Origin of the sequence: Burkholderia sp. Bp9016, assembly GCF_003857765.1 — a bacterium.
Lineage (GTDB): Bacteria > Pseudomonadota > Gammaproteobacteria > Burkholderiales > Burkholderiaceae > Burkholderia.
The window spans coordinates 334455-347347 of record NZ_QTPY01000003.1 but is presented as its reverse complement, the minus strand read 5'-3'; the positions used below and the strand labels follow the sequence as shown (position 1 = coordinate 347347).

The window sequence follows — 12893 nt, the reverse complement described above, 5'->3', positions numbered from 1 at the left end:
CGTGCAAGCGTGGATGATCCCGATCGGTGCCGCGCTGGCCGGCGGCCTGGTGGTCGCGGCGCTCGCCGCGATCGTGTGGCGGATGGCGCGCGCTCGGCTCGTTGTTGCGATGATGCGCGAAGCAGACGTGTTGCGCGACGCCCTTGGCGCGGCCGAGACGCGCGCCGATGCGGCGGCGGCAGCGCATGCCGACGCGGCCGATGCATGGGCGCAACGGGAAGCGGCGCTCGAGGCAGCGCTTGCGCACGCAACGGCCGGCGCGGGCGAGCGGCACGACGCGTTGCAGGCACTCGCGGCCGAGCGCGCCGCGCTGTCGCAGCATGCGACGAAGCTCGCCGAGGAAGCCGCGCGGTTGCGCGGGCTGGCCGGCACCTTCGAGCGCTGGCACGAGCAGATGATCTCGCTGACCACGCAGAACCAGGACATGCGCACGAAGAACCAGGAGCTGTCGGCGATTGTCGCGCACGTGTCGATCGTGTCGCTGAACGCATCGATCGAAGCCGCGCGCGCGGGTGCTGCCGGACGCGGTTTCTCGATCGTTGCGAGCGAGGTGCGCGGGCTTGCCGCGCGCTCGCAGCAACTGTCGAACAGCTATCGAGACAGCCTGAACCGCAACGATCTCGTGACGGCCGCGACGTTCCAGGACATCCAGGCCGGCGGCAAGATGATCACGGCCGCGCTCGCGACGGTCGAGACGCTCGCGGGGCAACTGCATGCGTGTCTCGAAGGAGCGGCGGCGTGATCAGTGCGCAGGCCCGGGCCGGCTTCGAGCGGATCTTCTTCGATGCGGCGCGTACGCGGCTCGCATCCGGCGGCACGTGCGAGATCCGGCCGGCGGCCGACGACGCACACGGTGCATCGCACGATTCGCCGCGCAACGCGAAGTCGCGCTTGACGCCGAAGGTCGCCGAGCATGTCGCCGTGCTGACGATTTCGGCTCTGCATTTTCGTCTGCTGCTCGCGCTGCGCTTTCGCGACGACGATGCGACGCGCCGTCATTTCGCCGCCGCGACGCCGGGCGCGAGTTCGCAACGGCCGCTGCCCGAAGCCTTCATGGAAATCGCGAACCTGTGCTGCGGCGCGATCAACCAGGCGCTGACCGCGCCATTTCCCGATCTCGGGATGTCGACGCCTTACCTGCTGAGCGGCGCGAGCGTCGATTACCTGCCGGCGCTGAACCCCGGTCACGTGGCGGCGTACGACTTGACACTCGGCGGCGACGTGCGGATCGGCGCGACGTTGTGCATATGCGCGAACGCGCCGGTCGATTTCCACGTGCCGGAAGCGGCCGCGGTGGACACGGGCGGCGAGCTCGAACTGTTTTGACCGATTCCGAGGATTGAGCGAGATGACCGAAGACCAACCCGTGAGCAAGGTGCTCGTGCTCGACGAAAGCCGCGAGCATGCCGCGACGATCAAGCGCTTCTGCGACGAGCACAACCTGGTCGGCCTGACCGTGCGGCGCAACCGGCTGCTGAAGGTGCTGCGCTCGAACATCGATCTCGGCGCGATCCTGCTCGCCGAGGATTACGGCGGCTCGCCGGCCGAGAGCGCGATCATCGCGACGCAGATCGACGCGCTGCGCCCGGAGCTGCCGATCATCCTGCGCCGCACGTCGCCCGCATCGCGCGATGCGCTGCACGACGGACTGCCCGATGCACTCGCGCGCGTCGCATGCGCAGCCTACGTCGGCGACGACCTGACGCCGCTCAAGCACGCGATCGACGAATACCTGTTCGGCCGCGACTACCCGAATGCGCTCGTGCGCGGCATCGCGGAGATCACCGAGGCGCGGCTCGACAGCCTGTTCCCGGGCCTCGCTATCGAGCGCGACACGCCGTGCATCGTGCGCGACCAGATCATCTTCGGCGAAGTGTTCAGCCTGATCGCGCTGGAAAGCGCGTGGTGCCGTGGCTACATGCTGCTGCAGACGAGCGAGCAGCCGCTGCTCGACATGATCGGCGGCACGCGCGACGACGGCCGCGCGCCCGATTTCCGCGACGTGAACAGCGTGCTCGGCGAGTTGACCAACCTCGTGTGGGGCACGTTCAAGAACCGCTATCTCGGCGACGCGGAGGCGCTTGCCCGCCATCCGGTGCAGGTGCCGCTCGTCGTCAATCACAAGCAGAAGTTCATTTCATTCGGCGGCGACTGTCCTCAGCTCTGTTTCAAGTACCGCATGACCGACCCGGCATCGGGGCGGTCGGTGCAGCTCGACCAGCGCTTCGTGTTCAGCCTGAGCTGGTCGCCGGAGGATTTCCGAGAAACGGTGCAGGACGTGGGGCCGATGGTCGAATCGGGCGAACTCGAACTGTTTTGAATATTGAAGTCGGAAACGACGAAAGGGGAAGAAGACATGGCAAAGATTCTGGTGGTCGACGATTCGGGCACGGTGCGCGACGAAGTCGCGGGTTTCCTACGCAATCACGGGCTCGACGTCGCAACGGCGGTGGACGGCAAGGACGGGCTCGCGAAGCTCAAGGCGACGCCCGGCGTGCGCCTCGTGATCAGCGACGTGAACATGCCGAACATGGACGGCCTGACGATGGTCGAGAAGATCCGTGGCGAACTGGCGAATGCGTCGGTCAACGTCGTGATGCTGACGACCGAAAGCAGCCCGGCGATGAAGGAGCGCGGCAAGGCCGCCGGCGTGAAGGGCTGGATCGTGAAGCCGTTCAAGGGCGACGCGGTGCTCGACGCGCTGAAGAAGCTCGCGGGCTGACGGCGCGGGCTGCCGATACGCACGAGCCGGGGCCGCCCGGGGATCCCGGGCTGGACGTCGCGCGCAATGTGGAGGACGATTCGTGATCGTGTGAGTCGCGAATCGGGCGGGCGTCGCCCGTTTGCGCCGATCGAACCCTGCGAGCGGAGCATCATGGAAACCCGTCACGAGACATCCGAGCCGATCCTGTTGCGTGAAGACCGCGACGGCGTCGTCACGCTGCGACTCAATCGGCCGCAGCAGTTCAACGCGCTGTCGGAGGCGATGCTGGCAAGCCTGCAGGACGCATTCGATTCGCTGGCCGCCGATCCGCACGTGCGCTGCGTCGTGCTGGCCGCGCAAGGCAAGGCGTTCTGCGCGGGCCACGATCTGCGGCAGATGCGCAGCAAGCCCGAGCTCGATTACTACCGCGCGCTGTTCGCGCAATGCAGCCGCGTGATGCTCGCGATGCGCGCATTGCCGGTGCCGGTGATCGCACGCGTGCACGGCATCGCGACGGCGGCCGGTTGCCAGCTCGTCGCCGCGTGTGATCTCGCGATCGCGGCCGACACCGCGCGCTTCGCGGTATCGGGCATCAACGTCGGGCTGTTCTGTTCGACGCCTTCCGTCGCGTTGAGCCGCAACGTGTCGGCGAAGCGCGCGTTCGACATGCTCGTCACCGGGCGTTTCGTCGATGCGGCGACGGCCGCCGCGTGGGGGCTCGTCAACGAAGCGGTGCCCGAGGATGCGCTCGACGCGGCCGTCGCGCGCAAGGTCGCGGAGATCGTTGCGAAGAGCCCGGCGGCGGTGCGTTACGGCAAGCAGATGTTCTACCGGCAGCGCGAGTTGCCGCTCGATGACGCGTATGCGTTCGCGGGCGACGTGATGGCGCGCAACATGATGGAAGAGGACGCCGGCGAGGGGATCGACGCGTTTCTGGAGAAGCGCAAGCCGACATGGCGTTCGTAACGCGTAGCGCAGCGGCAGGGCGGACGCGCGTTCTCGTCAGCAGGGTTTGCGTCCCGCACGCTTCATCGCATCGAGAGTCGTCAAGACAAACGGGCCGCTCGTGGCGGCGGCCCGCAAATGAACCCGGAAGAGCCGGATGCGGCGGCACGCGAGCGTGCCGCCGCATCCGCGACCTGCGTGCGTTAGCGCCCGTAGCTGCCCGTGCGCAAAGCCGGCTCGACCGTCGACGCGCCCGGCGGCACGATCACGACCGGCACGCGGCGCGCGAGTGCGCACATCAGCTCGTAGCCGATCGTGCCGCTGGCTTGCGCGACGTCGTCGACCTTCACCTGATCGCCCCATAGCTCGACGCTCGATCCGATGCCCGCCTGCGGGCACGGCGTCAGGTCGACGGTCAGCATGTCCATCGACACGCGGCCGACGACGCGCGTCATCACGCCGTCCACCGCGATCGGCGTGCCGGTCGGCGCGTGGCGCGGATAGCCGTCCGCGTAGCCGCACGCCACGACCCCGATCCGCATCGGCTGGTCCGCCGTGAAGTGGCGGCCGTAGCCGACGGTTTCTCCGGGCGCGAGCGTCTGCACGCCGATGATCCTGCTGGTGAGCGTCATCGCGGCCATCAGCGGCGTGTCGGCGATGTGCCGCGCCGCACCGGTCGGCGATGCGCCGTACAGGATCGTGCCGGGCCGCACCCAGTCACGATGCGCGCGCGGATGCCACAGCACGGCCGCCGAATTCGATGCCGAGCGCTCGCCCGGAATCCCGGCGGTGGCCGCATCGAACTGCTCGAGCTGCCAGTCGACCTCGCCTTCGTCGGCGTTCGCGAAATGCATCATCAGCGTGATCTTGCCGATCGACGGCGCGGCCGCCACGCGTTCCCATGCGGCGCGAAACGCGTGCGGCCGGTAGCCGAGCCGGTTCATCCCGGAATTCATCTTGAGCTGGATGTCGATCGGTTGCTGCGGCTTCGCGGCGATCAGCAGGTCGAGCTGCTGGTCGCAGTGCACGGCCACCGTCAGCCGGTGGCGATCGGCGAGTTCGACGTCGGCCGGCTCGAAGATCCCTTCGAGCAGCAGCACCGGCTTGTCCCAGCCGAGCTCGCGCACGCGCACGGCTTCGTCGAGATCGAGCAGCGCGATGCCGTCGGCGGCCGCGAGGCCCGGATAAATGCGCTCGATTCCGTGACCGTATGCGTTGGCCTTGACCACGGCCCACACGCGCGACTGCGCGGCGGTGCGGCGGATGAAGTCGAGGTTGTGGCGGACGGCGTCAGGACGGATATGGGCGACGATGGGACGGGGCATGGGCGGGCTCGGGTCGAAAGTCGTTCGGTGCGCGCGGCGGCGCCATTCGGGTCGGCAGGCTCGCGCGGCAACGCGTCAAGCCAGTGTTGATCGCTATATTATTGGTGTTCGACCAGTTTTAATTAACGTATTTGTCGACGATTTGGTGGAATTTTTGGTGTCGGACCACTGCCGTCGCGGCGTCCGATAGCCGCCGATGCCGAGTCTCCCGTCTAGAAAACCGGTGCGCGATCGGCGCGGCGCAATGCTAAGCTTCCGGCAATCATGTCATTGAACAATGTAATCATAAAGGAGGAGACTTTGATGACGACGTCCCAGCTGTGCCTGTTCATCGTGGCGCTGTTGCCGTTCCCGATGACGTTCCTGGCCAAGGCCCGCAAGGGTTACGACAACCATGCGCCGCGCGAGTACCTGGCGAAGCTCGCCGGCTGGCGTGCGCGGGCACAGGCCGCGCATCAGAATGCATGGGAAGCGCTGGCGCTGTTTACCGCTGCATTGGTCGTGGCATGGCACAACGGCGCGAACGCGCACCACGTCGACCAGCTCGCGATGGCGTTCGTCGCGACCCGCGTCGTCTATGCGTTGATGTATCTGCTGAACTGGGCGTCGCTGCGCTCGCTCGTGTGGTTCGCCGGCATGGCCTGCGTCGTCGCGCTGTTCTTCGCTACGCCGTGACGCGATGACGGGCGGCCGGCAGCGGCTTCGCGTGCCGGCGCGTCATGCGCCGCCCGCACCGCGCGCATGACTGTCGTTGGATGCGGGCGCAACGATCTTCGCGACATCGAACGGCGGGGCATCCGCTTCGCGGTGCAGGAACGCGATCAACGGATCGAGCAGCCGGTGCCGCGTCGCCGGATTGCGGCGCAGCACGAAGCGCCATGACGCATCGCGCGCGAGGCCCGGCACCAGCGGAACGAGACGGCCGCTGCGCAGTTCCGGCTCGATCAGCGGCACGCGGCCGAGCGCGATGCCCGCGCCGCCGACCGCCGCGCCGATCACCTGGCTGAAACTGCTGTAGCGGACGATCTTCGTTTCGAAATCTCCCGGCAGCCCGAACGCGGACGCCCAGTTGCGCCAGTCGATCTCGGGGCTGTCCTCGTGCATCTCCTGCAGCAGCCGCGAGCGGCACACGTACCCCGATGCGTACGGGAACAGCTCGGGGCTGCAGACGGGGAACACGGTTTCCCGTATCAGGATGTCGTCGTCGGCGCGCAGCCGATGCGCGGGCACGTGCACGATCGCAAGATCGACACCGCTGCGCGCGAAGTCCGGTTCGTCGTCGACCACGACGGCGTGCAGCGGCGTTTCAGGGTGGAGCGACGAGAATTCGGCGAGACGGCGCGCGAGCCACATCGACGAAAACGGTGCGTTGGCGGACACCGTGAGCCGTTGCGTGGCGGTGCCGCGAATCTCGGCGCACGCGTCGGTCAGCTTCGACAGCGCGTCGCTGACGGCCGGCAGCAGGCGGGTGCCGGCCGGTGTGAGGCTGATGCCGCCGAGCCCCGTGCTGCGTTCGAGCAGCCGTGCCCCCAGCGATTCCTCGAGCGCGCGGATCTGGTGACTGATCGCGCTGGTCGATACGTTCAGCTCGGCCGCCGCGCGCGCGAAACCGCCGAGGCGGACGGCCGCCTCGAAAGCACGCAACGCGCTGAGGGGAGGAAGGTGCGACATGCGGGGTATTGTAGTTGACTCAACACCCGTTGAAAAATCATCTTTTGCCGCGCGTCGGGTGCGCGGGTAGCCTTGGTTCGGTCAATAAAACCGCAACGAAAATCCGACCGGAGGGCTTCATGTATTTCGACCGACGACTATGGGCAATGATGGCGGGATTGCGTGGGCGGGTCGCCGCGGCGGTCGCGCTCGGGCTGCTCGCGATGGGCGTCGGCATCCTGCGTTTCGTGTTTCTCGGCCGCGTGCTGGCGCTCGTGTTTTCCGGCGCAGCGGCGCGCGATGTCGCCGAAACCGTCGCTGCGACGGCGGCCTGCGTGCTGTTGCGCGCATGGCTCGACCATCGCCGCACGCTGCTCGCGCAACATACGGCCGGGCGCGTGCAGTCCGCGCTGCGCGCGCGGCTGTTCGACCGGATCGCCGCGCTCGGACCCGCGTGGTTCAGCGGCGAGCGCACCGGGGGGGTGATGCTGGCTGTCGTCGACGGGGTCGAGCAGTTGCAGACCTTTTTCGGCGTCTACCTGCCGCAGCTCGTGATCGCCGCGTGCGCGCCGGTGATGATCTTCGCGGTGCTCGCATGGTGGGACGTGCCGACGGCCGCGGTCCTGCTGGTCGCGGCGCTCGTCACGCTCGCACTGCCGCAGCTCGTGCATCGCGCGGATCGTCGCGCGGCGCTCGCGCGTTCGTCGGCGTTCAAGGCGTTCGGCGAGGAGTTTCTCGACGCGGTGCAGGGCCTGCCGACGCTGAAGGCGTTCGGTCAGAGCCGCGCGTTCGGCGCGAAGCTGGCAGAGAAGGCGCGCGCGTTGTCCGACAGCACGTTCTGGGTACTCGCGCTCGGGCTGCTGACGCGGCTCTTCACCGATCTCGGCACCGGGCTCGGCGCGGCGGCGGCCATTGCGGTCGGCGCATGGCGCGTGCGCCACGGCGACATGAGTCTCGAAGCGCTGCTGATCGTGCTGATGGCCGGCAGCGAGATTTTCCGGCCGCTGCGCGACCTGCGCGCGGTACTGCATCAGGGGATGATCGGCCAGTCGGCGGCGAACGCGATTCACGCGCTGCTCGACGCCCGCAGCGAGACGCCGGCCACCGCGGCACCGCGCGTGCCGCACGTGCGGCCGGAGATCGCGTTCGACGGCGTCAGCTTCGCGTATCCGGGACGTCGCGCGGATGCGCATGCGGCGCTGAGCTTCACGGTCCGCGAAGGCGAGACGGTCGCGATCGTCGGCCCGAGCGGTGCGGGTAAGTCGACCATCGTGCGTCTGCTGCTGCGCCAGCACGATGCGCAGGGCGGCGCGATCCGCATCGGCGGTCACGACGTGCGCGCGCTCGACGCCGGCCAGGTGCGTGAAATGATTGCAGTGGTCGCGCAGGACGCGACGCTGTTCGACGGCAGCGTCGCCGACAACCTGCGGCTTGGCCGTCCCGACGCGAGCGACGCCGACATGATCGCCGCCGCGCACGCGGCCAACGCGCACGATTTCATCTCGGCGCTGCCCGAAGGCTATGCGACGCGCATCGGCGAGCGCGGGCTCATGCTGTCGGGCGGCCAGCGCCAGCGGATCGCCATTGCGCGGGCGCTGTTGCGCGATGCGCCGATCCTGCTGCTCGACGAGGCGCTGTCGTCGGTCGACGCGGAGAACGAGGCGCTGATCCAGCAGGCGCTCGACCGGCTCACGCGCGGCCGCACGACGCTGGTGCTCGCGCACCGGCTGTCCAGCGTGATCGGCGCGGACCGGATCCTGGTGCTCGACCAGGGGCGCGTCGTCGACGAAGGCGCGCATGCCGAACTGATCGCGCGCGACGGTCCGTATCGCCGGCTGATGGGGCCGCAGCTCGAAGCGGCGACCGAAGCCGTCGGCATGGCCGCGGCCGGCAGCGGCGCGGGCGCGCGTGCCGCATCGGGCCCGCAGGTCCGGCCCCTGAACGACGACGCGGCGACCATCGGCTGGCCGGAAACCCTGCGCGCGCTGTTGCGATTCGTGCGACCGTGGACGGGCAAGGTCGTGCTGACCGTGCTGTTCGGGATCGGCCGCGTGCTCGCGTTCATCGGCGTCGGTGTGATCGGCGCGCTGGTGGTCGGCGGCGTCTCGACCGGGCATGCGAACGGCGCGCTCGTCACGGCGCTGCTCGTCGTCGCGCCGGTCGCGGCCGTGCTGCACTGGCTCGAATCGTGGCTCGCGCACGACATGGCGTACCGGATGCTCGCGGAAATGCGTATCGCGTTGTTCGCGACGCTCGAACGGCTCGCGCCGGCCGGGTTGCTGCGCCGTCGTTCCGGCGACCTGGTCGCGCTCGCGACGCAGGACGTCGAGACCGTCGAGTACTTCTATGCGCATACGCTCGCACCGGCGTTCGTCGCGGTGCTGGTGCCGGCCGGCGTGCTGGTGCTGCTCGCGTCGATCGCATGGCCGCTCGCGCTGGTGCTGCTGCCGTTCCTGCTGTGGGCCGGGCTGGCCCCGGTGCTGGCGCGGCGCGATGTCGACCGGCTCGGCACCGGCGCCCGCGAAGCGCTCGGCCAGCTCGGTGCACATCTGACCGAAACGATCCAGGGCCTTGCGGAGCTCACCGCGTTTCAGGCGATCGCGCGGCGGCGCGCCGCGTTCGTCGCGCAAGCCGATGCGTACCGGCGGCAGCGCGCGAAGCTGCTCGACGATCTGTCGACGCAAAGCGCCGCGCTCGAAGTCGCGAGCGGGCTCGGCGGGCTGGCCGTCGCGGCGCTGGGTGCGCTGCTCTGCGCGCGCGGCTGGTTCGCCCACGAGTCGCTGCCGCTGCTGGTGCTCGTCGCGGTGGCCGCGTTCATGCCGGTTGCGGAGATCGGTCAGGTCGCGCGGCAACTGGCCGACACGATCGCGTCGACCCGCCGCTTGCGGGCGCTCGAGAAGGAACCGGTGACGGTCGTCGACGGCTTGCATGCACTGTCCGGCAGTGCGACCGTGCGGTTCGAGGAAGCGGGTTTCACGTACCCGGGCCGCGGCGTGCCGGCGATCGATCGCGTGAGCTTCGAGGTGCCGCCTGGCAGCACGGTCGCGCTGGTGGGCGCATCGGGCGCGGGCAAGTCGACCGTCGCGAGCCTGCTGCTGCGCTTCTGGGATCCGCAGCACGGGCGCGTGACGCTCGGCGGCGTCGATCTGCGCGACATGCGGCTCGACGATCTGCGCCAGCACATCGCACTCGTTGCGCAGGATACCTACCTGTTCAACGACACGCTCGAAGCGAACATCCGGCTCGCGGCGAGCGATGCGTCGGCCGCCGACGTGCAGCGCGCGATCGACCAGGCGGCGCTCGGCGATTTCGTCGCGCGGCTGCCCGACGGACTCGCGACGCGCGTCGGCGAGCGCGGCGTGCAACTGTCGGGCGGGCAGCGCCAGCGGATCGCGATCGCGCGCGCGTTCCTGAAGGATGCGCCGGTGCTGATCCTCGACGAAGCGACGTCCCATCTCGACACGATCAGCGAGCAGCAGATTCGCGCGGCGCTGGAGGACCTGATGGCGCAGCGCACGTCGGTGATCATCGCGCACCGGCTGTCGACCGTTCGCAATGCCGACGCGATCCTCGTGATGGAGCACGGCAGGATCATCGAGGCGGGAACGCATGCGCAACTGATCGCGCGGCAGGGCGTGTATGCGCGGCTGGTCTCGCATCAGGCGAGCGGGGTAGCGGCCTGACCACCGTTGGCGAAGGGCGGCGATTTCCGCACTTATTGTTGTTTATGATAATTTGTTGACAACATATGTTGTGTGGTTGTCTAATTCCTCGTCGCGCCAGGCGTGGCGGGCGCCCGGCATCGTTTGACGGGCGGCGCCGTCCGGGCGCGCGGTACGCCATCGGAATCAGACCCTAACGCCCGACATGCCGCTTTCCCTTTCTCCCGTCATCGCCGGCACGCCGTTCGACATCGGCGTGCGCCTCGGCGAACTCGCGCGCCCCGTATTCGATACGTACATGCAACAGAGCAGCGCATGGCTGGCCGTGCGCCGCTGGCGCGGCCATCCGTTCGTCGACGCGCTGCGACAGGCCGCGCTGGCCGCGTACCCGGATCTCGTCGCGGAGCTGGACGGGATCGCAGCGGGAGTCGGCTGGCCGGCCGAGGACATTTTCCTGTGGAACTGCCGAGGCGAACTGATCCACGACGCGCCGGACGGCTGCACGACGCTCGCCGCGCCCGGCGCGGACGGCGCGCGCTGGATCGCGCACAACGAGGACGGCGACCCGTACCTGCGCGAGCGGTGCCTGCTCGTCGACGTGCAACCGCATGGCAAACCCGGCTTCATCAGTTTCTATTACCCCGGCTCGCTGCCCGGCCATACGTTCGCCGCGAACCGTGCCGGCATCGCGCAGGCGATCAACAACCTGCGCATCCGCACGCCCGCGGCCGGCGTGCCGCGGATGATCCTCGCGCGCGCGGTGCTCGATGCGCCGTCGCTCGATGCGGCCACCGACGTGCTGCGCACGCATGCCCGCGCAAGCGGTTTCCATCACACGCTCGGCGCGACCGGCGACATGCGGGTGCTCAGCATCGAGGCGAGTGTCGCGCGTTGCTCGGTCGTCGATGTCGCACGTCTCACCGGCCACGCGAACCATCTCGTGCATCCGGGTTGCGACGCGGAAGCGCAGATCGTCACGCAGTCGTCCGGCGATCGGCAGCGGCGCGTCGATGCGCTGACACCGGATATCGACGCAATCGACGCAGCCGCGTTGCTGCGCGTGCTGGGCGATCGCGCGCCGGAAGGGTTGCCGATCTATCGCGACGACCCGGCCGACCCCGACGACGAAAACACGCTGGCCACCGCGGTGTTCGCGATTCGCGACGCCGCGATCGACTTCACCATTCATCAACACGGCACGCAGCGTTTCGCGACGCGCATCGTGCCGGTCGCGCACGCGCCGAGCGCGTCCTGAGCCATGAGGCAACGCATGACGACCGTTTTTCATCGCGCTCCGCGCGCCACCTTGCCCGTTGCCGTTGCAGGCGACGGCATCGAGATCGTCGATTCGACCGGCAAACGCTATATCGATGCGTGTGGCGGGGCGGCGGTCTCGTGTCTCGGGCACAGCAACCAGCGCGTGATCGATGCGATCAAGCGTCAGGCGCAGCAATTGCCATACGCGCATACGTCGTTCTTCACGACCGAGGTGGCCGAGGAACTGGCCGACCGGCTTGTCGATGCGGCGCCGGCCGGCCTCGAGCACGTGTATTTCGTGTCGGGCGGGTCCGAGGCAATCGAAGCTGCGCTGAAGCTCGCGCGCCAGTATTTCGTCGAGAGGGGCGAGCCGTCGCGCCGCCATTTCATCGCGCGGCGCCAGAGCTATCACGGCAATACGCTCGGTGCGCTCGCGATCGGCGGCAATGCCTGGCGACGCGAACCGTTCCTGCCGCTGCTGATCGAAGCGCATCACGTGAGCCCGTGCTACGCGTACCGCGATCAGCTGGCCGGCGAAACCGACGAAGCGTATGCGCAGCGTCTGGCCGATGAGCTCGAGCAGAAGATCGTCGAGCTCGGTGCGGAAAACGTCGCCGCGTTCGTCGCGGAAACGGTGGTTGGCGCGACGGCTGGCGCGGTGCCGCCGGTGCGTACCTATCTGAAGAAGATTCGCGCGGTGTGCGACAAGCACGGCGTGCTGCTGATTCTCGATGAAATCATGTCGGGGATGGGGCGCACGGGTTACCTGTTCGCATGCGAGGAAGACGGCGTTGCGCCCGACCTGCTGACGATCGCGAAAGGACTCGGCGCGGGCTACCAGCCGATCGGCGCGACGCTCGTCAGCGACCGCATCTACCGGACCATCGTCGACGGCTCGGGTTTCTTCCAGCACGGCCATACATATCTCGGCCACGCAACGGCATGCGCGGCCGCGCTCGAAGTGCAGCGCGTGATCGCCGAAGAGAAACTGCTCGACAATGTGAAGGCGCGCGGCGAGCAACTGCGTGCGTCGTTGCGCGAGCATTACGGCGCGCATCCGCATGTCGGCGACGTGCGCGGCCGCGGGCTGTTCGTCGGCGTCGAACTCGTGCATGACCGCGACAGCAAGGCGCCGTTCGATCCCGCGTTGAAGCTGCATGCGGCAGTCAAGCGCGAGGCGATGCAGCGCGGCCTGATGGTATATCCGATGGGCGGCACGATTGACGGCGTGCATGGCGATCACATCCTGATCGCGCCGCCGTTCATCTGCACCGCGCGGCAGATCGACACGATCGTCGAGCGGCTGTCCGGCGCGATCGATGCGGCGCTCGCATCGGCCGGCGCGTAAAC

General features: G+C 68.6%; 11 protein-coding genes. 9 read left to right on the top strand and 2 right to left on the bottom strand.

Annotation, left to right across the window (positions count from 1 at the left end):
* The first annotated feature begins 1 nt into the window (after position 1).
* The 5 genes from DIE13_RS33670 (at position 2) to DIE13_RS05875 (ending at position 3670) form a co-directional block, all read left to right on the top strand.
* Positions 2-742 (top strand): methyl-accepting chemotaxis protein, encoded by a 741-nt coding sequence (locus tag DIE13_RS33670; RefSeq protein WP_265096073.1) that lies wholly within the window; start codon positions 2-4, stop codon positions 740-742.
* Positions 739-1326 carry a hypothetical protein gene (locus tag DIE13_RS05890; RefSeq protein WP_124826258.1) on the top strand — a complete coding sequence of 196 codons (588 nt, stop codon included), beginning with the start codon at positions 739-741 and terminating at the stop codon, positions 1324-1326. Before DIE13_RS33670 ends, DIE13_RS05890 begins: the two co-directional genes overlap by 4 nt.
* 22 nt (positions 1327-1348) lie before the next feature.
* Complete coding sequence (locus DIE13_RS05885; protein WP_124826257.1) at positions 1349-2320, top strand: chemotaxis protein CheX; 972 nt, start codon at positions 1349-1351, stop codon at positions 2318-2320.
* A 36-nt stretch (positions 2321-2356) separates the two neighbouring features.
* Positions 2357-2722: a response regulator gene (locus DIE13_RS05880; protein WP_060238818.1), complete on the top strand. Its 366-nt coding sequence runs from the start codon at positions 2357-2359 to the stop codon at positions 2720-2722.
* Between the two features lie 153 nt (positions 2723-2875).
* The gene (locus tag DIE13_RS05875; protein ID WP_124826256.1) at positions 2876-3670 is read left to right on the top strand and encodes an enoyl-CoA hydratase; all 795 of its coding nucleotides are present in this window, start codon (positions 2876-2878) and stop codon (positions 3668-3670) included.
* Positions 3671-3852: 182 nt separating this feature from the next.
* Here the strand turns inward: DIE13_RS05875 and alr are convergent, their stop codons facing one another.
* Positions 3853-4974 carry an alanine racemase gene (alr, locus tag DIE13_RS05870; RefSeq protein ID WP_124826255.1) on the bottom strand — a complete coding sequence of 374 codons (1122 nt, stop codon included), beginning with the start codon at positions 4972-4974 and terminating at the stop codon, positions 3853-3855.
* Positions 4975-5277: 303 nt separating this feature from the next.
* Between alr and DIE13_RS05860 the strand changes: the two genes are divergently transcribed.
* Positions 5278-5649, top strand: coding sequence for an MAPEG family protein (locus DIE13_RS05860; RefSeq protein WP_124826253.1), 372 nt, complete (start codon positions 5278-5280; stop codon positions 5647-5649).
* 42 nt (positions 5650-5691) lie between these two features.
* Here DIE13_RS05860 and DIE13_RS05855 read toward each other — a convergent pair whose 3' ends face one another.
* The gene (locus DIE13_RS05855) at positions 5692-6645 is read right to left on the bottom strand and encodes a LysR family transcriptional regulator (RefSeq protein ID WP_124826252.1); all 954 of its coding nucleotides are present in this window, start codon (positions 6643-6645) and stop codon (positions 5692-5694) included.
* 119 nt (positions 6646-6764) lie between these two features.
* Between DIE13_RS05855 and DIE13_RS05850 the strand changes: the two genes are divergently transcribed.
* From DIE13_RS05850 to DIE13_RS05840, 3 genes are all read left to right on the top strand, one after another.
* A complete protein-coding gene (locus DIE13_RS05850) occupies positions 6765-10307 on the top strand; it encodes an ABC transporter ATP-binding protein (RefSeq protein WP_124826251.1) in 3543 nt (1180 codons plus the stop codon).
* Between the two features lie 184 nt (positions 10308-10491).
* A complete protein-coding gene (locus tag DIE13_RS05845) occupies positions 10492-11541 on the top strand; it encodes a C45 family peptidase (protein WP_124826250.1) in 1050 nt (349 codons plus the stop codon).
* 15 nt (positions 11542-11556) lie between these two features.
* Complete coding sequence (locus tag DIE13_RS05840; RefSeq protein WP_124826249.1) at positions 11557-12891, top strand: aspartate aminotransferase family protein; 1335 nt, start codon at positions 11557-11559, stop codon at positions 12889-12891.
* Positions 12892-12893 lie beyond the last annotated feature (2 nt).

What these genes read in the sequence shown, in the direction of transcription:
- DIE13_RS05855 (WP_124826252.1), bottom strand. Translation starts at nt 6,645, where the DNA reads ATGTCGCACCTTCCTCCCCTCAGCGCGTTGCGTGCTTTCGAGGCGGCC.
- DIE13_RS05875 (WP_124826256.1), top strand. Translation starts at nt 2,876, where the DNA reads ATGGAAACCCGTCACGAGACATCCGAGCCGATCCTGTTGCGTGAAGAC.
- DIE13_RS05880 (WP_060238818.1), top strand. Translation starts at nt 2,357, where the DNA reads ATGGCAAAGATTCTGGTGGTCGACGATTCGGGCACGGTGCGCGACGAA.
- DIE13_RS05840 (WP_124826249.1), top strand. Translation starts at nt 11,557, where the DNA reads ATGACGACCGTTTTTCATCGCGCTCCGCGCGCCACCTTGCCCGTTGCC.
- DIE13_RS05850 (WP_124826251.1), top strand. Translation starts at nt 6,765, where the DNA reads ATGTATTTCGACCGACGACTATGGGCAATGATGGCGGGATTGCGTGGG.
- DIE13_RS05860 (WP_124826253.1), top strand. Translation starts at nt 5,278, where the DNA reads ATGACGACGTCCCAGCTGTGCCTGTTCATCGTGGCGCTGTTGCCGTTC.
- alr (WP_124826255.1), bottom strand. Translation starts at nt 4,974, where the DNA reads ATGCCCCGTCCCATCGTCGCCCATATCCGTCCTGACGCCGTCCGCCAC.
- DIE13_RS05885 (WP_124826257.1), top strand. Translation starts at nt 1,349, where the DNA reads ATGACCGAAGACCAACCCGTGAGCAAGGTGCTCGTGCTCGACGAAAGC.
- DIE13_RS05845 (WP_124826250.1), top strand. Translation starts at nt 10,492, where the DNA reads ATGCCGCTTTCCCTTTCTCCCGTCATCGCCGGCACGCCGTTCGACATC.